Source organism: Micromonospora sp. CNZ299 (assembly GCF_002754415.1).
Window position 1 is genome coordinate 1,090,019 of sequence record NZ_PEFG01000001.1, and the last position, 18,823, is coordinate 1,108,841.

The 18,823-nt window shown below is 71.7% G+C and carries 16 protein-coding genes; 9 read left to right on the forward strand and 7 right to left on the reverse strand.

Features of this window, described 5'->3' with window-relative positions; genetic code table 11:
• Positions 1 to 2 precede the first annotated feature (2 nt).
• Positions 3 to 1,286, forward strand: coding sequence for an MFS transporter (locus CLT68_RS05205; protein WP_099856806.1), 1,284 nt, complete (start codon positions 3 to 5; stop codon positions 1,284 to 1,286).
• Positions 1,287 to 1,664: 378 nt separating this feature from the next.
• Here the strand turns inward: CLT68_RS05205 and CLT68_RS05210 are convergent, their stop codons facing one another.
• A complete protein-coding gene (locus CLT68_RS05210) occupies positions 1,665 to 3,392 on the reverse strand; it encodes a bifunctional metallophosphatase/5'-nucleotidase (RefSeq protein ID WP_099849202.1) in 1,728 nt (575 codons plus the stop codon).
• A 278-nt stretch (positions 3,393 to 3,670) separates the two neighbouring features.
• Here CLT68_RS05210 and CLT68_RS05215 point away from each other — a divergent pair, with 278 nt between their 5' ends.
• On the forward strand, positions 3,671 to 4,468 hold the full coding sequence (locus CLT68_RS05215; protein ID WP_199176991.1) for an alpha/beta fold hydrolase: 798 nt from the start codon (positions 3,671 to 3,673) through the stop codon (positions 4,466 to 4,468).
• Between the two features lie 110 nt (positions 4,469 to 4,578).
• Here CLT68_RS05215 and CLT68_RS05220 read toward each other — a convergent pair whose 3' ends face one another.
• Both CLT68_RS05220 and CLT68_RS05225 read right to left on the reverse strand, forming a co-directional pair.
• Positions 4,579 to 5,274, reverse strand: coding sequence for a histone deacetylase (locus tag CLT68_RS05220; protein WP_099849203.1), 696 nt, complete (start codon positions 5,272 to 5,274; stop codon positions 4,579 to 4,581).
• Positions 5,275 to 5,285: 11 nt separating this feature from the next.
• Positions 5,286 to 6,065, reverse strand: a complete 780-nt coding sequence (locus CLT68_RS05225) for a phosphodiesterase (protein WP_099849205.1) — start codon at positions 6,063 to 6,065, stop codon at positions 5,286 to 5,288.
• 228 nt (positions 6,066 to 6,293) lie between these two features.
• On the opposite strand from CLT68_RS05225, the gene CLT68_RS05230 reads away from it, so the two are divergent.
• Positions 6,294 to 7,703 carry a diguanylate cyclase gene (locus CLT68_RS05230; RefSeq protein WP_099849207.1) on the forward strand — a complete coding sequence of 470 codons (1,410 nt, stop codon included), beginning with the start codon at positions 6,294 to 6,296 and terminating at the stop codon, positions 7,701 to 7,703.
• Positions 7,704 to 7,825: 122 nt separating this feature from the next.
• Here the strand turns inward: CLT68_RS05230 and CLT68_RS05235 are convergent, their stop codons facing one another.
• Positions 7,826 to 8,887, reverse strand: a complete 1,062-nt coding sequence (locus CLT68_RS05235) for an aspartate-semialdehyde dehydrogenase (RefSeq protein ID WP_099849209.1) — start codon at positions 8,885 to 8,887, stop codon at positions 7,826 to 7,828.
• Positions 8,888 to 8,892: 5 nt separating this feature from the next.
• Complete coding sequence (locus tag CLT68_RS05240) at positions 8,893 to 10,158, reverse strand: aspartate kinase (protein ID WP_088950592.1); 1,266 nt, start codon at positions 10,156 to 10,158, stop codon at positions 8,893 to 8,895.
• 259 nt (positions 10,159 to 10,417) lie between these two features.
• Between CLT68_RS05240 and CLT68_RS05245 the strand changes: the two genes are divergently transcribed.
• Positions 10,418 to 11,206: a hypothetical protein gene (locus CLT68_RS05245; protein WP_486482078.1), complete on the forward strand. Its 789-nt coding sequence runs from the start codon at positions 10,418 to 10,420 to the stop codon at positions 11,204 to 11,206.
• Between the two features lie 84 nt (positions 11,207 to 11,290).
• Entirely contained in the window at positions 11,291 to 11,821 is a 531-nt protein-coding gene (locus tag CLT68_RS05250) for a nitroreductase family protein (RefSeq protein ID WP_088950593.1), read from the forward strand.
• Positions 11,822 to 11,834: 13 nt separating this feature from the next.
• Here the strand turns inward: CLT68_RS05250 and CLT68_RS05255 are convergent, their stop codons facing one another.
• Positions 11,835 to 12,821 (reverse strand): helix-turn-helix domain-containing protein, encoded by a 987-nt coding sequence (locus tag CLT68_RS05255; protein ID WP_099849214.1) that lies wholly within the window; start codon positions 12,819 to 12,821, stop codon positions 11,835 to 11,837.
• 75 nt (positions 12,822 to 12,896) lie between these two features.
• On the opposite strand from CLT68_RS05255, the gene CLT68_RS05260 reads away from it, so the two are divergent.
• Both CLT68_RS05260 and leuA read left to right on the forward strand, forming a co-directional pair.
• Positions 12,897 to 14,168, forward strand: coding sequence for an MFS transporter (locus tag CLT68_RS05260; RefSeq protein WP_099849216.1), 1,272 nt, complete (start codon positions 12,897 to 12,899; stop codon positions 14,166 to 14,168).
• Positions 14,169 to 14,405: 237 nt separating this feature from the next.
• Entirely contained in the window at positions 14,406 to 16,157 is a 1,752-nt protein-coding gene (gene leuA / locus CLT68_RS05265; protein WP_099849218.1) for a 2-isopropylmalate synthase, read from the forward strand.
• A gap of 25 nt (positions 16,158 to 16,182) precedes the next feature.
• Here leuA and CLT68_RS05270 read toward each other — a convergent pair whose 3' ends face one another.
• Positions 16,183 to 17,676, reverse strand: coding sequence for an MFS transporter (locus tag CLT68_RS05270; RefSeq protein WP_099849219.1), 1,494 nt, complete (start codon positions 17,674 to 17,676; stop codon positions 16,183 to 16,185).
• A 107-nt stretch (positions 17,677 to 17,783) separates the two neighbouring features.
• Between CLT68_RS05270 and CLT68_RS05275 the strand changes: the two genes are divergently transcribed.
• Together CLT68_RS05275 and CLT68_RS05280 are read left to right on the forward strand one after the other, a co-directional pair.
• A complete protein-coding gene (locus tag CLT68_RS05275; protein WP_099849221.1) occupies positions 17,784 to 18,440 on the forward strand; it encodes an HNH endonuclease family protein in 657 nt (218 codons plus the stop codon).
• Positions 18,437 to 18,814, forward strand: a complete 378-nt coding sequence (locus CLT68_RS05280) for a hypothetical protein (protein WP_486482079.1) — start codon at positions 18,437 to 18,439, stop codon at positions 18,812 to 18,814. Before CLT68_RS05275 ends, CLT68_RS05280 begins: the two co-directional genes overlap by 4 nt.
• Positions 18,815 to 18,823: the final 9 nt, after the last annotated feature.

The window sequence follows — 18,823 nt, forward strand, 5'->3', positions numbered from 1 at the left end:
ACATGCTGCGCCGCGCTCTGCCCCGCCGTTCGGAAGCTCGCCGGATCCTTCTCGGCACCCTGCTGTCGGCGATCGGGCGCGGCTTGACCCTGCCGTTCCTGTTCATCTACCTGACCGACGTACGCGGGCTCACCGACACCCGCGCCGGGCTCGTGATCGGCTGGTACGGCGCCGTCACCCTGGCCCTGTCACCGCTGGGCGGGACGCTGATCGACCGGTTCGGCGCACGCCGGGTGGTGGTGCCCTGTCTGCTGATCGAGGCGGTCGGCACCGGCTCGCTCGCGCTGGTCGACTCGAGCGGATCGGCGCTGCTGGTGATGACGGTGATCGCCGTCGGCAGCTCGGCGATCTGGTCCGGGCAGAACACGATCCTCGCGTCGCTGACCGACGACGATGAGCGGCAACGCGTCTTCGGGCTGAACTTCGCCCTGCTCAACCTGGGCATCGGCATCGGTGGCATGACCTCCGGTGCGATCGTCGACACCGGCCGGCTCGCCACCTTCCAGGTGATCTACCTGCTGGACGCGGTGACCTACCTGCTGCCGGCCCTGATCCTGCTCACCCTGCCCGGCGTGGGCCACCGACTCGGCAACCGTCGGGGCGTCGACGAGCCGTCGGCCGGCGGCTACCTGACCGTGCTCCGGGACCGCCCGTTCCGGCGGCTGGTGATCTTCGGGTTGATCCTCACCACCTGCGGCTACGCACAGGTCGAGGTGGGCTTCGCCGCGTACGCGGTGCGGGTCGTCGAGGTGAACCCCCGGGTGGTGGCGTGGGCGCTCGCGGCGAACACCGTGATGATCGTGCTCGCGCAACTGCTGGTGATCCGCCGGATCGAGGGGCGCAGTCGCACCCGGGCACTGGCGGTGGTGGGTGCGGTGTTCGCCGCAGCCTGGTTGGTCCTCGGCGCGGGCGGTCTGGTCAGCGGCGAAAGCGCCCTGTTCGCCGCCCTGTGCGTGGTGGCCTGCTCGGCGATCTTCGGCTTCGGCGAGACGATGCTCTCGCCGGTGATGCCCGCGCTGACCAACGCACTGGCCACCGACGAGCTACGCGGCCGATACAACGCCATGAGTTCGATGATCTTCGGGGTCAGCGGTGTGATCGGTCCGGTGACCGCAGGCCCGCTCATTGGCGCCGCCAACGGCATGGTCTGGGTAGCGACTGTGGTCGGCGGCTGCCTGGTCGCCTCGCTGGTCGCGCTGTCCCTGCGCCGCCTGCTCAGCACCGAGCAGGACGGCCTCGCAACCACCGCCCCAGCATCCCCCGCCCCCACGCCCGCCACCGCCTGACGACCTCCGAGGCCCCTCCCCCGCGCCACCCCACGCCCGGGCGCTGCGCCCCGCACCCGCGCGCTGCGCCCGCGCCCGCACCCCGCACCCCGCACCCCGCACCCCGCACCCCGCACCAAGATCCGAGCAACTTCCCGGATGTTGCTGCCTCCGGCGCGCAGGAAACAGCAACATCCCTGATGTTGCGCGGATCTTCCTCGTTGATCTCGCCGCGGCAGGCGCGGGCGGGCGCGGCAGGCGCGGGCGGGCGCGGCAGGCGCGGGCGGGCGCGGCAGGCGCGGGCGGGCGCGGCAGGCGCGGGCGGGCGCGGCAGGGGGACGGAACGGGTCGGGCCCCGGAGCGGATGCTCCGGGGCCCGACGTGGCGCGGGGTCGGCCGTCAGGCGGCGGGGACCTCGGCGGTGGTGCGGATCCGGTCCAGCGTCGGCGCGGAGACCGGCGACTGGGCGGTCAGGTACGCCACGAAGGCGTCCAGGTCGATCTGGCCGGTGACCAGGTTCGTCCCGCCGGTGAGGACGCTGAACCCGTCACCACCGCCGGCCAGGAAGTTGTTCACCGTCACCCGGTAGGTGGCGGCGGTGTCGACGGCGGTGCCGCCGATGGTCAGGCTGCCCCGGACCACGCGGGTGCCGGCGCACGGGTCGGCGGCGGTGGCGCTGGTGCCGTTCAGGTCGACCACGTAGCGCAGGGTGGAGGAGGGGTACAACGTCCGCCCGGTGACGAACTGCTGCTCCAGGACGCAGTAGAGCTGCGCTCCGGTCAGGTCCAGCGTCACCAGGTTGTTGGCGAACGGCTGCACCGTGAAGGCCTCCCCGTAGGTGACCGGTCCGGCGTCCAGGGGCGCCCGGACACCACCCGGGTTCATGAGGGCGGCAACCGCGCCCTGCTCGTCGTCGGTGGCGGCGAGTTGCGCGTCGGCGATCACGTTGCCGATCGGCGACTCACCGCACGAGTTGGGCACCTGCGCTGAGCAGGTGCCCAGCAGGTTCTCCTGCGTCGTGGGAAGTGCGGTGGCGGTCACGCCAACCTGGCGGTCGGCGACCGGGCCGAGCACCGTCTTGTACCGGTCGATCAGCGCGGTCTGCTTCGGGTCCTTGGCGACGTCCCGGGTGACCACAACGTTGTTCGCGGCGGCGGAGATGACATCGCCCGACCGGCGGTCGATCTTGAGGTCGATGTCGGTGACCAGGCGGCCGAACGAGCTGGCGCTGGTCACCAGCTTGCCGTTGATGTCGCAGTTGTACGCCTGGTGGGTGTGCCCACTGACCACCACGTCGATGGAGGGGTCCATCCGGTTGGTGATGTCCACGATGGGGCCGGTCATGCCGACGCAGTCGTTGATGCCACCGGTCGCCGCCTGCGCACCGCCCTCATGCAGCAGCACGACGATCGTCTCCACGCCCTTGCGGCGCAGCTCGCGGGCGTACCGGTTGGCGGTGTCCGCCTCGTCGGCGAAGCTGAGGCCGGCGACGCCCTGCTGGCTGACGATCTGCGGGGTGCCCTCCAGGGTCATCCCGATGAAGCCGACCTTGACGCCCTGCACCTTGTGAATGGCGTACGGCGCCATCAGCGGCTTGCCGGTCGCGGTCTTGAAGGCGTTCGCGGAGAGGTACTTGAAGCCGGCGCCCCGGTACGGGGTGCCGTCGGCGCAGCCGTCGACCGGGTGGCAGCCGCCGTTCTGGATCCGCAGCAGCTCGGCGGCACCCTCGTCGAACTCGTGGTTGCCGACGCTGGCGTAGTCCAGGCCTGCCATGCTCAGCGCTTCGATGGTCGGCTCGTCGTGGAACGCGGCGGAGAGCAGCGGGGACGCACCGATCAGGTCACCGGCGGCGACGGTGATGGTGTTCTTCTTCTTGGCGGCGGCGCGCAGCTCGGCCAGGTGCGTCGCCAGGTATTCGACACCACCCGCGGTCTGTCCGGCGATGGTGCCGCTGGAGCCGCTCGGTGGTTCGAGGTTGCCGTGGAAGTCGTTGAGGGCCAGCAGGGTGACGTCGACCGGCTTCGGCCGTGCGTCGGCTTGCTCAGGGCTGGTGGCGACCGCGCCGAACGCGGCCACCGCAAGCACGGTCAGGCCGACAGCGGCCCGACGCATCCTGGTTATGGACATGGATCTCCTTGTGAGAATCGGCGCGTGCGGTGCCCGGCCTCTGGGTCGACCGGGCCGCCGGCCAGCGCCGTCGAAAGGGTCGCGATTGGCGGCGGTTGGGGTTGGCCGCCCGCCCCGACAGCCTCTCATCCGGACGCCGCCCGGTCGACCCAGGCAGCACATCAGAGCTGCGGGTACGCCCCGACCTCGGATCGACGGGCGTTTGGTGGGTCTGCCAGACAGTGTCGGACCCAGGGTCTAGAAAGGACGGGACGGTCAGCGCGGACGGAGGCGGCATCGTGAGCGGAACGACACCGGTGGTCGAGCAGGTGAGATCGGCGGATGGCACGCCCATCGCGTTCGAACGGGCCGGGACCGGGCCTGCGATGGTCCTCGTCGGTGGCGCGTTCAACGACCGCAACACGACCCGCGCACTAGGTGCGGCGTTGGCACCGGATTTCACCGTTTTCTGCTACGACCGCCGAGGTCGGGGCCAGAGCGGCGACACCCTGCCATACGAGATCGGCCGCGAGATCGATGATCTGGCTGCCGTGATCGCGGCGGCAGGTGGTTCCGCCGCTGTCTACGGGGTCTCTTCGGGGGCGATCCTGGCCGCCCTGGCCGCCGCGCAGGGTCTGCCGGTGACCGGGTTGGTCCTGTTCGAGCCGCCGTTCCAGGTGGGCTCACACGTGGGCGTCCGGAAGGACATCACCGCGCAGCTCATCGAGCTGATCGCCGCCGATGACCGGGATGGCACGGTGGAGACCTTCCTCAGCGTCTCGGTCGGGCTGCCCGCCGAGGCGATCACCGGGATGCGGGCGCAACCGGTGTGGGGCGCACTGACCGCCATCGCGCACACGTTGCCGTACGACGCCATCGTGAGCGCGGGAGGGCGACTGCCGGCCGACCGGCTGGCCGCGATCACCGCTCCGACCCTCGCGGTGGACAGCACCGGCAGTCCACAGTGGTTGCGGGGTGGGAGTCGGGCCGCGGCCGAGGCGGTCCCTGGCGGTCGGTCCATCAGCCTCGACGGTGGCTACCACGAGGTGCCGCCTGCGACGCTCGCTCCCGCGCTGCGCGAGTTCCTGCTCGACTGACGACCACACCGGCGCACGGCCCGCCAGCCGGGCGCGCGCGACGCAGGGTCAGCCGCCGGGCCGGCACGAGACGCAGGCGTCAGCCGCCGGGCCGGTGCGCGACGCAGGCGTCAACCGTCCTGCCGGCCTGACGTCGACCGTGAGCCGCCGACCAGCGCCTCGTCGACCAGGGCTTCGTCGACCAGCGCCACGACGGCGTCCGGCGACCAGGCGTCCGCCACGCCGGGCCGGCCTGCCAGATAGCTCGCGATCCGCTCGGCTGGCCAGCCGTGCGACTCGCGCAGGCCTCGGGCGATCATGCCGAGGTAGGTCGGCGCGGGCGGCCGACACCGCACGCCGGACGCACCCTCGGGTGCGGTGAAGGTGAGCATCGGGACGCCGCTGCGGCTGCCGGGGCAGACCAGCGTCTCGTACCGTCCGGGGCCGAGCGTCGCCCGCCCGGTGGCGACGGCGGCGTCGATGGCCGCGCCGGTCGCCGGGATGAGGTCGGTGGTGTCACCCACTGGGCGGTACATCTCCTGTGCCGCGATGTCGGTGAACTGCTCCAGGGTGACCAGGTAGGCGCGTGCGGCGGCCTCGCCCGGCAGGTGCGGGTCGTAGAAGGCCATTCCGCCGGTCCAGGCGCCGGACTCGCCGGCGAAGTAGATGCCGCCGGGCAGCGACACCGGCACCGACCGGCTCGGTGGGCGTCGGTCCCGGCAGCCCGGGTACGTCCGCCTTCCGCCGGGCGGGCAGCCTCCCCCGATGTACCACGCCAGCCGGGCGGCGTGCATGTTCGAGCCGTACGCGACGTACCAGACCTCCATGAGGGGTGCCGTCAGAAGCCGCCGGTCTGGCCGGCGGCGTGGCTCACCTGCACGGTGTGTGTCACGCAGCCGCCCGCCTCTACCAGGTGCAGCAGGAAGGCGGTCGGCTCGTCGACCCAACCGAACTGCTCGTCGGCGCTCATGGTGAGCGCGCTCTGCCTCCAGGTGCTGGGCGCCACGGTGAGCACCGTGCCCGCGTACGCCGTGGTGACCGCGCGGTGCAGGTGGCCGGCGGCTACCCGGACGACGTGCGGGTGCCGGCCGATCACCTCGGCGAGCGCGTCACCGTCGGCGAGCCGGATGGAGTCGGCCGCGGGGAAACCGACAGCGACCGGAGGATGGTGCAGGCAGACCACGGCGGGCACCTCGGGTCGCCCGGCCAGCACCCCGTCGAGCCAACCGAGCTGCTCTTCGCCGAGTTGACCGCCGTCGCTGCCGGCGACGAGCGAGTCGAGCACCACGACCGTCGCCGCCTCGTGGTCGACGTGGTAATAGGCGGAGAAACCGCCGCCGAGCCACGGCGTACCCCCGAAGGCGTCGAGCAGCGACTCCCGGTCGTCATGGTTGCCGGGAACGAGGTGCACCGGCAGCGGGAACCGGCCGATCAGCTCGCGCAGTGCCGCGTACTCGTCGGGTCGTCCGTGGTCGACCAGGTCACCGGTGATCACCACGCAGTCCGGTCGGGGCCGCAACGCGAGTACCCGGCCGAGCGCACGGTGCAGCCCCGCGGTCGGTGCGGCGGCGAGCAGGCCGGTGGTCAGGTGCGGGTCACTGAGCTGGGCGATGATCATGGGTCGCTCCTCCGCGCCGGGATCTCCACGCTATCGCCGGTCACCGTTTCGCGTTGCCCGCGACCGGGACCCACAGCGCGAAGCCGCGAGCCCGAAGCCCACAGGCTGCGTCCACAGCCTGTGGATAGAACATGCGTACGACGTCAGTCGACTCTCAGCAGCCGGAAGTACGCTTGATCGCGCGGCTCGGCGACGCCGGGCTCCTCCCCTACCTGGAACGACGTGCGAGTGGATCATCAGCGAGTCATCCGTGACGTCACCGTCCGCCTGCCGATGGCGTCGAGCACGCCGGAGGCCTGTCGGTGGACGGTCAGCGCACTGTCCCGCCACACCCCGGCGACCATCTCCGTACTGCTCGCGGTTCACGACCGCCTGCGCTGCGTCGCGGCGACCGGGGCCTGGCAGGTCTTCGCGACCGTGCCGGCGCGGACAGGCATCGTCGGCCGGGTGTACGACAGCGGCGCCCCGGCTGTCGTCCCGGACGTCACCGTCGACCCGGACTACCTACCGGTACGCCCGGACGTGACCGCCGAGCTGTGCGTACCGGTGCTGGATCCGACGGGCCGGGCGATCGGCGTCCTCGACCTGCAGTGGAGTGAGCCGATCGACCTGGAGCCGTGGCGGGAGACCACGCAACAGCTTGCCGACCAGCTCGGCGCGCGGATCGCCGCCCTCGGTGGCCCACCGGCGGAGAGCCGCAGCGAGAAGCTGCTCCGGCACGCTGCCGCCCTCTCCACCGCACCGACCGAGGCGGACGTACTGGACGTGGCGGCCTGCGCCGCGCGCGAGGTCTCCGGCCTCTCCACAGCGGTGCTGCTGATCGCGGGGCGGCTCGGCGCACCCCCGGCGGCCCCGAGCGACCTGGAGACCCGGATCCGCGCCGAGCTGACCGAGTCAGGTCCGGCCGCACTGGTCCGGATGGTCGATCGGGCACACCGGTACGGCGCGGGGTACACGCTGGGCGAGGCAGGACACCCTCCGACCGAGGACTATCGACCGCTGACCCGGGCGGGGGTGCGCACGCTGGTCGCCGTTCCGGTCGGGCCGCCGGACGCCGGCGGGGTGCTCCTGGTCGCCGACGAACGCGCACTGCGCCCGGACCCGACCACGGTCAGCCTGATGGAACTGCTCGCCGGGCAGGCCTGGACGAGCCTGGACCGGCTGCGCACTCTGGCCCGGCTGCGCGAGCAGGCCAGCTCCGACCCGCTGACCGGGTTGCGGCACACCGGCCCGTTCGGGCAGCGGATCGCGGCGGCCACCCCGGGGCGTACGGCCCTGCTGGCGATCGACGTGGACGGCTTCAAGACCGTCAACGACACGTACGGCCACCAGGCTGGCGACCGGGTGCTGGTCGGGTTGGCCCGGGCGCTGGAGGGGGCGCTGCGCCACGGTGACGAGCTGTACCGGATCGGCGGCGACGAGTTCGTCGCGGTGATCGAGGTGAGTCGCCCCGAGGAGGCGGTCCGGATCGCCGAGCGGCTGACCGAGGCGGCCCGGCGAGTCGGCCGCACGATCAGCGTGGGCGTCGCGCTACCCCGCCCCGGCGAAACCCCCGACCGCACCCTGAGAAGAGCTGACCAGGCCCTGTACGCGGTGAAACGCCAAGGCCGAGACGGAGTCCACCTCTCCGCCGCGTAACCCCAACCCCCACCCCGTCGATCATGCAGTTGTGGTGGGGATATTTGCCGCTGCCGGTGTTGAAGCGCCCACCACAACTCCATGATCGACCCCGCAGGCGGGGCGGGGCGGGGAGTCGCTGGTCAGGGGGTGCGGAGTTCCTTGGCTAGGAGCTCGGCGATCTGGGCGGTATTGAGGGCAGCGCCCTTGCGGAGGTTGTCGCCGGTCACGAAGAAGTCGAGGGCGCGGGGGTCGTCCAGGGCACGGCGGATCCGGCCGACCCAGGACGGGTCGGTGCCGACGGCGTCGATCGGCATCGGGAACTCCCCGGCGGCGGGGTCGTCGACAAGGATCACCCCGGGCGCGTTGCGCAGTGCCTCGCGGGCGCCCTCGGCGTCCACCTCGGTGGCGAAGACCGCGTGCACGGCCACCGAGTGGGCGGTGACGACCGGCACCCGGACACAGGTGGCGGACACCTTGAGGTCGGGCAGGCCGAGGATCTTCCGCGACTCGTTGCGGATCTTCATTTCCTCCGACGACCAGCCACCGTCTGCGGGCGAGCCGGCCCACGGCACCACGTTGAGCGCCATGGGGGCCGGGAACGGGCCCAGGTCGTCGCCGACCGCCTGCCGCACGTCGCCGGTGCGCGAGCCCAGCGCCCGATCGCCGGCGACCTTGGCGAGCTGGTCGTGCAGGATGTCGACGCCGGACTTGCCCGCGCCGGAAACCGCCTGGTACGAGGCGAGCACGAGCTCCCGTAGGCCGTACTCGCGGTGCAGCGGCGCGACCGCGACGATCATCGCGAGGGTGGTGCAGTTGGCGTTGGCGATGATGCCCCGGGGCCGGTTGCGGACCTGCTCGGGGTTGATCTCGGGCACGACCAGCGGGACGTCCCGGTCCATCCGGAACGCGCCGGAGTTGTCGACCGCGATCGCGCCTCGGGAGACGGCGATCGGTGCCCACTCGGCCGAGACTTCGTCGGGCACGTCGAACATCGCCACGTCGACCCCGTCGAATGCCTCGTGGGTCAGCGCCTGGACGACCATCTCCTCGCCCCGGCAGCGCACCCGGCGCCCGACCGAGCGTTCGGAGGCGAGCAGCCGGATCTCACCCCAGACGTTGCGACGCCCGGTGAGCAGCTCACACATCACGGTGCCGACGGCACCGGTCGCTCCGACCACTGCGAGGGTGGGCAGCGCCGTCATCGGCGCTACCTACCCGTCCCCGCGTAGACCACGGCTTCGGTGTCGCCGCCCAGCTCGAACGCGTCGTGGATGGCGCGGACGGCGGCGTCGAGGTCGGTGTCCCGGCAGACCACGGAGACCCGGATCTCGGACGTGGAGATCATCTCGATGTTGACCCCGGCGGCGCCGAGCGCGGCGAAGAACCCGGCGGCCACACCGGGGTGCGAGCGCATGCCGGCACCGATCAGCGAGACCTTGCCGACGTGGTCGTCGTAGAGCAGGCCCTTGAACTTGACCGGCTCCTGGATCTTGCTGAGCGCGGCCATCGCGGTCGGGCCGTCGGTCTTGGGCAGGGTGAACGAGATGTCCGTCCGGCCGGTGCCCTCGGTGGAGACGTTCTGCACGATCATGTCGATGTTGATCTCGGCGCCGGCGACCGTGTCGAAGATTCGCGCGGCGGCACCCGGCTCGTCGGGCACCCCGACGATCGTGATCTTGGCTTCGCTGCGGTCGTGCGCGACTCCGGTGATCAGTGCCTGCTCCACGGAAAGGTCCTCCATCGATCCGGTGACCATCGTGCCGGTGTTGGTCGAGTATGACGAACGGACGTGGATCGGCAACCCCGCCCGCCGGGCGTATTCCACGCTACGCAGGTGCAGAACCTTCGCGCCGCACGCGGCCAGCTCCAGCGTCTCCTCGTAGGTGATGTGCTTGATGTGCCGGGCGTTGGGCACGATCCGAGGGTCGGCGGTGAAGATGCCGTCGACGTCGGTGTAGATCTCGCAGACGTCGGCGTGCAGGGCTGCGGCGAGCGCCACGGCGGTGGTGTCCGAGCCGCCCCGGCCCAGGGTGGTGACGTCCTTGGTGTCCTGGGAGACGCCCTGGAAGCCGGCCACGATGACCACCGAGCCCTCGTCGAGCGCGCCCTTGAGGCGCCCGGGGGTGACGTCGATGATCCGCGCGCGGCCGTGCACCGAGGTGGTGATCACGCCGGCCTGAGAGCCCGTGAACGAGCGGGCTTCGTACCCCAGGTTGTGGATGGCCATGGCGAGCAGCGCCATGGAGATCCGCTCCCCGGCGGTGAGCAGCATGTCCAGCTCGCGGCCCGGCGGCAGCGGGCTGACCTGGTTGGCCAGGTCGAGCAGCTCGTCGGTGGTGTCCCCCATCGCGGAGACCACCACCACCACGTCGTCGCCGGCCTTGCGGGCGGCGACGATGCGCTCGGCCACCCGCTTGATCCGCTCGGCGTTGGCGACGGAGGACCCGCCGTACTTCTGCACCACGAGTGCCACGACGGTGCACTCCCTCCCAGTAACCCTGAGCGTGCCGACGCCGCCGGAACCGGGGCCGGCGGCGCGTGTCAGACCCCTTGAGGGTATCCGGCGGGCAACGACGGCGGGTCAGGTGATCCCACCATCCGGCCCGCACGGGCCGGCGAGGGGCGGTCCCACCAGGTTGGGCGGTACGCGGGGACGACCCCGTCCGACACGCCGGAACGAGCCCGGTACGCGTCGGCACCCACCAACGGCCCGCACCCACCAGAATGGGCCGGTGCCCGCCCTCATCCGCCCGACCGGCCGTGTGCTCGGGCCGCTCGTGATCGCCCTGCCAGCACTCCTGATTGCCTGCACCAGTGCGCAGCCCCCGAGCCCGATGCCCACGGAAACCGGGGCGGTCGAGGTGGAGGCGGCCCGGGACGAGCTGGCCGCGCTGGCCGCGGCCGCCCAGGACCGCCACCTGGTGGCTCAGTACGTGTACAGCCGGACGGGTCAACCGGACCGCACCATCGTCTTCACCAGCGCGAACGATGGCAGCTGGCGGGTCGACGTGCCCGGGGGCGCCCTGGGTGGCGCCGCCGATGTCTCGATGGCCGCCACGGTCGACGGGCTGTTCCAGTGCGCCCTGCCGTCGGTCGGCCGACCGGAGTCGGCGAGCTGCGTACGCCTCGGTGACCGCGACGACGCGATCCCGCGCCGGTCGGACCCCCGGATCCAGCATCCGCTCACCGACTGGCTGGACGTGCTCACCGACCGGCGCGCGCCGTTGGCGGTGGCCCCGGCCAGCGCGCCGGAGGGCGTCACCGGCACCTGTTACTCGGTGGAGTCCACCTCGGCGTCGCTCAACGCCCCGCTGGACGTGGGCATCTACTGCTACGACCGGGACGGCACGACGACCGGCGTGCGGACCGGAGCGGGGACGCTGCGGCTGGCCGCGCCACCCGGCCCGGCACCGGCCACCGTGCAACTCGCCGGGCCGGTGGTGGTCGACCGGGACCCGCTCGACACCGCGGCGCCGCCGACGCCTGACCCGTCGGACAGCCCGAGCGCGGGAACGTCCTGATCTTCGTCCCGTTACGGGTGCGTTTGACCACATTTTTCAAGCCCGCCCTGAGCCGCGAATCACCCATACAGGACGATTCACGCCATGGCTGACCTGACCCCGCTGCTCGCCTACCGCTGGAGCCCCTGGGCCTTCGACCCCAGCGCCGAGCTGACCCCGGACGAGGCGGCCTCGCTGCTGGAGGCGGCGCGCTGGGCGCCCTCGGCGGAGAACCGGCAGCCCTGGCGGTTCGCCGTGGGCCACCGGGAAGACGAGACCTGGAAGCGCATCCTGATCAGCCTCCCGGGCAGCGACCAGGGTTGGGCTCGACATGCCGCCACCCTGGTCGTCGGGGCGCACACCGGCGGCGACGCCGAGCGGGCCGCGTACGACCTCGGTCAGGCGATCGCCCACCTGACGTTGCAGGCCACCGCGCTCGGCCTGCACGTGCGCCAGCTCACCCGCTTCGACCAGGCCGGCCTCGCGACCGAGCTCGACCTGCCCGGCGCCGTCCGTCCACTGGTGGTCGCCGCCGTGGGCCGGCTCGGGGACCCGTTCGCCCTCCCGCCCGACCTGCGCGCCCGGGAGATCGGCCTGCGCCGCCGTCGCCCGGTCGCCGACCTGCTGCTCGCCTGATCACCCAGGCAGGTCACCCTCCCCGGCTGGCCCGGAGCAGGACCCTCGCGGCGTCGCTGTTGCGGTAGAGGACGTGCCGACCCTGTCGAGACCGGTGGACCAGCCCGGCTGCGCGGAGCGCGGCCAGGTGCTGGGAGACGTTTCCGGCGGACATGCCGGTGACTCGGGCCAGGTCGGTGGTGGTGGTCGCCGTGTCGAGCGTGTGCAGCAGTGCGGCGCGGCCGGGGCCGATCACCCGTGCCAGCGGGTCGCCGGGCGGTGTGCCGGTCGCCTCCCAGAGCGTCCCGACCCCCCGGACCGGATACGCGCCGACCGGCAGCGAGTCCTCCAGCAGGTTCCACAGCACGTGCCGCTCGCTGAACACCGTCGGGTTCAGCGCCAGCCCACGACCGCGGAGGTCGAAGTCCCGCTCGAACGTGTCGTCGCTGATCACCCGGTCCCCGTGCCAACGCAGGCTCGGGTGGAGCTGCTCGAAGAATCGACCGGCACCACTCTCGGCGAGCTGCGCGGCGCGGTACGCCACGTCGGCGTCGAGCAGCGCCCGCATCCGCGGCCAGTCCGGGGCGATCGCCTCGTCGTACCAGACCCGCACCGCGTCGACGAGCTGTGGCAGCAGCCCGCCGGGGTCGGCGAGCAGCGCCTGCCCGAACGGATTGAGCGGCCGGCGCGGGGTGGTCGCCAGCAGGTCCTGGACCACCACGGCCGGTGGGGTCGCCGCAATCTGGTCGAGCTGCTCGGCCACCTCCACGTTCGGCCGGGCCGCCGGGGTGAGGAAGTCGGGCAACCAGCGCCCCCGCCCGACCAGGTGCGTCAGCGGTCCGACCCGGTCGGCCACCTCGGGACGACGCAGAGTCACCCGGGCCCGGTCGATCCAGGGCAGGTGCACCGCGTAACGGACCGGGCTGGCCAGCGCCCACATGCTCATGACCGTCTCGTTGACCGGCGACACGGCGAGGCGCACTCCCGCCACGTCGGCCAGACTGAACCGCAATTCGGACATGCCACCCCCGGCGCAGGATTTGGTTCAGCCTAAAAGGCTCGACCGAGGCCGTGGGGGCACGGTTCACTGCCGGCCATGGGGGCCAGAGAAACCATCCGTACCGCTGTCCGAAACGTCGTACCGCCGGCCGGGTTGACCCGCGCCCTGGCGGTGCAGGCGATGGTCTACGCCGTCGGCAGCGGCCTGTTCCACGCCGGCAGCGCCGTCTTCTTCACCCGGGCGCTGGGGCTCAGCGCCGCCCAGGTCGGGCTGGGGCTGTCCATCGCGGCGGGGGTGTCGCTGCTGGGCACGGTGCCGCTGGGCGGGCTCACCGACCGGTACGGGCCGCAGCGGGTCTGGATCGTCGGGCTGGTGCTGAACGCGGCGCTCTTCGCGACCTACCCGTTCGTGGGCGGCTTCGCCGGGTTCCTCGCCGTGGTGGTGGCGCTGGCCGCCGTGGAAGCCGCGAGCGGCGTGGCAGTGCAGGTCTACTCGATCAACGCGCTTCCCCCGGAAGAACGGGTCACGGCGATGGCGTACCAGCGCTCGTCGCTGAACGTCGGCTTCGGGCTGGGAGCGGTGATCAGCGGCCTGGTGCTGGCGGTGGACACCATCGAGGCGTACCGGGGAATGGTGTGGTTCATCTCGACGGTCTTCCTGGTCACGGCTCTCTTCGTGCGGCGACTGCCCCGGCTGCCGCAGGTGGCCCGGCCGACCGAGCCGATGAGTCGCCTCGCCGTGCTGCGGGACCGCCCGTTCATGGCGGTGTCCCTGTTCTCCGGGCTGCTCACCGCGCACCAGACGCTCTACCTGACGGTCATGCCGCTGTGGATCCTCACCCACACCGACGCCCCGAAGACGATCATCGCCGGGCTGGTGCTGCTCAACACGGTCCTGATCGTGCTGCTCCAGGTACGCGTCAGCCGGGGCGCCGACACCGCGTCGGGCGCGGCTCGGGCCTCTCGCCGGGGCGCCCTGCTGATCGCCCTGTTCTGTCTGGTCCTGCCGATCTCCGGGCTGACCCGGGGCGCGCTCACCGTGGTGGTGCTGGTGGCCGCCGCGACGGTGCTGATCCTGGCCGAGCTGATCGAGTCGGCGGGCGCCTGGGGCCTCACCGCCACCCTCCCGCCGGCCGACCAGCGCGGCGCGTACGTGGGGGCGTTCCGGCTCGGCTCCCAGGTGCAGTATCTGATCGCCCCGGTCGGTCTGACCGCGCTCGGGGTGACCACCGGCGGGTGGGGATGGTTACCGGCCGCAGCGATCTTCGTGCTGGTCGGGCTGGCGATCGTACCCGTGGTGGGTTGGGCCGGGCGGACACCGCGGCTGGGTGCTGCGGCGCCGGAGCGGACCATGACGCCGGTCCCATAGTCCGGACCTACCTTCCCACCCCCCTCTTCATCACGTAGGGTGACCTGGTCATGTGGCAGGCGCTTGTTCTCCTTAGCCGCCGCGACGAGGCCTGACCGGCCGGCACCTCGTCGCGGAGTTGCATCGCGCCGTCCAGCACATCCGATTTTCTTCTCGGCACCGCCGCGCACCGTTGCCCGGCATCTCGCCGACACCTTCCGATCTGCTGACGCCACATGTTCCAGGGAGCACTCTGAGATGGCTCAACCTGTCACCGACGCCGAGACCGATCCGTTCGCTCGGCAACACCCGAGCCGGATGCCGTACCACCGCTACCAGCCCTACCGGGAGCAGTTCCGGGTCGAGCTGCCGGACCGCAGCTGGCCCACCCGCACCGTCGAGGCGGCCCCACGGTGGTGCGCGGTGGATCTCCGCGACGGCAACCAGGCACTGATCGACCCGATGTCGCCCGAGCGCAAGCGGCGGATGTTCCAGCTGCTGGTCCAGATGGGCTACAAGGAGATCGAGGTTGGCTTCCCGTCGGCCAGCCAGACCGATTTCGACTTCGTCCGGCAGCTCATCGAACAGGACATGATCCCGGACGACGTGACCATCCAGGTGCTCACGCAGTGCCGGGAGCACCTCATCGAGCGGACCTTCGAGTCGCTGCGGGGCGCGAAGCGGGCCATCGTGCACTTCTACAACTCGACCTCCACCCTCCAGCGTCGGGTGGTCTTCGGCCTGGATCGGGACGGCATCTCCGACATCGCCACGACCGGCGCTCGGCTCTGCCAGAAGTACGCGGAGATCCACACCCCGGACACCGACATCTTCTACGAGTACTCGCCGGAGTCGTACACGGGCACCGAGCTGGAGTACGCGCTGGAGGTCTGCTCCCGGGTGATCGACGTGATCGACCCGACGCCGGACCGGCCGCTGATCATCAACCTGCCGGCCACCGTCGAGATGGCCACCCCCAACGTGTACGCCGACTCGATCGAGTGGATGCACCGGCACCTGCCGCGCCGCGACAGCGTGATCCTGAGCCTGCACCCGCACAACGACCGGGGCACCGGGGTGGCCGCCGCCGAGCTGGGCCTGCTGGCGGGCGCGGACCGGATCGAGGGCTGCCTGTTCGGCAACGGCGAGCGCACCGGCAACGTGGACCTGGTGACGCTGGGGCTCAACCTCTTCTCCCAGGGCATCGACCCGATGATCGACTTCTCGAACATCGACGAGATCCGGCGGGCCGTCGAATACTGCAACCAGCTGCCGGTGCACGAGCGCCACCCGTACGCGGGCGACCTGGTCTACACCGCCTTCTCCGGCTCCCACCAGGACGCCATCAAGAAGGGCTTCGACGCCCTGGCGGCCGACGCGAAGGCTGCCGGCGTACCGGTGGACGAGCAGACCTGGGCCGTGCCGTACCTGCCGATCGACCCGAAGGACCTGGGCCGCACCTACGAGGCGGTCATCCGGGTCAACTCGCAGTCCGGCAAGGGCGGCGTCGCGTACATCATGAAGAGCGAGCACCAACTGGACCTGCCGCGGCGGCTCCAGATCGAGTTCTCCGGGGTGGTGCAGCAGGTCACCGACCACGACGGTGGCGAGGTCGACCCGGGCGCCATGTGGGAGATCTTCGCGACGCACTACCTGCTCGACCACCAGCCCGACCCGGCCGTCCGGTTGTCCAGCTACACGATCGGCACGATCGACGGCAAGGTCGAGATCGAGGCCCAGGTCGGCGTGGGCGACGAGCAACGCTCGCTCACCGCGGTCGGCAACGGCCCGATCGACGCGTACGTGAACGCGCTGCACTCGATCGGCGTGGGCGTGCGCGTGCTCGACTACCACGAGCACGCGCTCTCCTCCGGTGGGGACGCGCAGGCCGCCGCGTACGTGGAGTGCGAGGTGGACGGTCGCACGGTCTGGGGTGTCGGCACCGACGCCAACATCGTCACCGCCTCGATCAAGGCGGTCACCAGCGCCGTCAACCGCGCCCGCCGCTGACCTACGCGCGACACCCCCGGAGCAGCTACTTCGGGGGTGTCGCGGCGGGCATCGAGTGGCAGGGCTGCGACGGCGGGGCTGCCCGGGGCGGTCGGTGGACCAGCACGAGGGCCAGCACCGCCCCGGCCACGAGCAGGCCGGCGCACCACTCCATCGCGCCCCGGAACGCGTCGGTCAGCTCGGCCTTCTGCTCGTACCCGCCGCCGGACAGGCCGACCAGCAGCGGCAGCGCCGCCACCGCGAGCAGACCGCCGGCCCGGGACGCCGCGTTGTTGAAGCCGCTGGCGACGCCGGAGAACCGGTCCTGCACGGCGGCCAGCACCGACGCGGTCAGTGGTGCCACGACCAGGGTCAGCCCGATGCCGAAGAGCAGCACCCCGGGCAGCACGTCGGTCCAGTACGACGCGCCCGGTCCCACGCCGCGCAGCAGCAACAGACCGATCGCGGCCACCACCGGTCCGATGGCCAACGGCAGCCGGGGGCCGATCCGGGCCGACAACGCTCCGGCTCGGGCCGACCCGACCAACAGCAGCAGGGTCATCGGCAGCAGCGCGATGCCGGTGCGGAAGGCCGACCACTCGACCACGTTCTGCAGGTAGACGGCGAAGAAGAAGGTGAAGCCGCCGAGCGCCGCGTAGACGACCACTGTGAAGATGTTCAGCACCGAGAAGAGCCGGCTGCTGAACAGCCCGGTGGGCAACATCGCGGCGTCGCCGCGCCGCCGTTCCAACAGGACGAAGGACACCGCCGACAGCACTCCGACCACTGCCGCGACCAACACCGGCGCGGAGTCGAAGCCGCGCGCCGGTGCGTCGATCAGGGCGTACGTGACACCGGCGAGCGCGAGTGCTCCGAGCAGGGCTCCGGCGACGTCGAACCGCCGTGGGGTCCGCCCCGGGCCTTCGGTCCGGGAGGCGCTCTCGTCCCGGCTCTCCGGCACCCAGTGCATCGCGGCCAGCACCACCAGCACGGCGATCGGCAGGTTGAGGAAGAAGATCCAGCGCCAGGAGAGCGCGTCGATCAGCCAGCCACCGATGAACGGGCCGAGCGCTGTGGACACCCCGGACAGCCCGGCCCAGGCGCCGATCGCCCGGCCCCGGTCGTCCGGGTGGAAGCTGGCCTGGAGCACCGACAGCGACCCGGGTGTGAGCAACGCCCCGCCGGCTCCCTGGAGGAAACGGGCCGCGATCAGCCAACCGGTGCCCTGGGCCAGCCCGCACAGCACGGACGCGGCGGTGAACCAGACCACGCCGATGAGGAAGATGCGTCGCCGGCCGAAGCGGTCCCCGAGTGCGCCGCCGAGCAGCACGAAAGCCGCCAGCATCAGCAGGTAGCCGTTGATGGTCCACTGGAGATCGGCCACGTTCGCGCCGAGATCCTGCCCGAGTTTCGGCAGCGCCACGTTGACGACAGTGCTGTCGAGGAAGACCATGCCTGAGGCGAGTACGGCGGCGAGCAGCGTCCCACGGCCGGCGGCGGTGCCCATTCGGAGGGCAGGCGCCGGTACGGGTGCGGTCATCCCACCAATCTGCCCTGCCTGATGTGGGAGACGCCACGAAATGCCAAAACCATCCCCGGGTACTGTGCGCAATCGCCGGGAGACCGCAAGCTGGAGAGGTGTCGTCTGTGCGTACCACATCAGGACCGCGAGCGGCGGTGATCGCGCTCGCCGCGACGCTGACGCTCGGCGTGGCCGGTTGCGTCCCGCAGGACGAGCCGGACACTCCGCCGTCGAGCGGCGGCGGCAATGCCGTGCAGCAGCTCGGCCAGCTCACCGTCGCCACCGCAGGCTCGATGAAGGGCTACAGCCGGGACCACTTCCCGCACTGGCGGGACACCGGCAAGAACTGCGACGTGCGGGACAGCATCCTCCAGCGCGACGGCAAGGACGTGAAGCTCTCCGGCTGCAACGTGGTCGGTGGTCGCTGGGAGAGCGTGTACGACGGTCGCAGCGCCGCCGATCCCGCCGATGTGGACATCGACCACATGGTGCCGTTGGCCAACGCGTGGCGCTCGGGTGCCGACGAGTGGGACGACCAGAAGCGCGGCGATTTCGCCAATGACACGACACGCCCGCAGCTCATTGCGGTTTCGGCGTCCTCGAACCGGTCAAAGGGTGACCAGGACCCGTCGCAGTGGAAGCCGGCGAACCGCGAGTACTGGTGCAAGTACGCTGAGAGCTGGGTGACGGTCAAGCACTACTGGCGGCTGACGGTGACCACCGCCGAGAAGGCTGCCCTGACCGACATGTTGGAGGGCTGCACAGTGGGGAGTGAATCGTGACCGCCGCCGAGGAGAGCGCTGGCACCGGCTCGGCCGCCGCCGGCATGACCGCGGACGGCACCGCCGAGGCGCCCGCCGCGGTGCCGGGTGCCGGCATGGTCGCGGATGCGGGCGGGGCCTCTGGCCCGCAGAGCCGCACCACCGACATCGTGCCCGGCCCAGGCGGGGTGATGACCGACGAGGTCGGCGTCGTCACCGGCGACCTGACCCTGCGCACCGAGTACGCGGACGGCAAGGTCACCCTGCGGGTGCAGTACAAGGATGCCGACGAGTGGTATGTGGTCACCGGCGCGTCGGTGGCGTTGGCCGACCCGGCGGGGCTGGACGCGGTGCACGGCGTCGCGGTGGGACTGCTCAACCGCCCGGAGGGCTGAGCAGCTCCG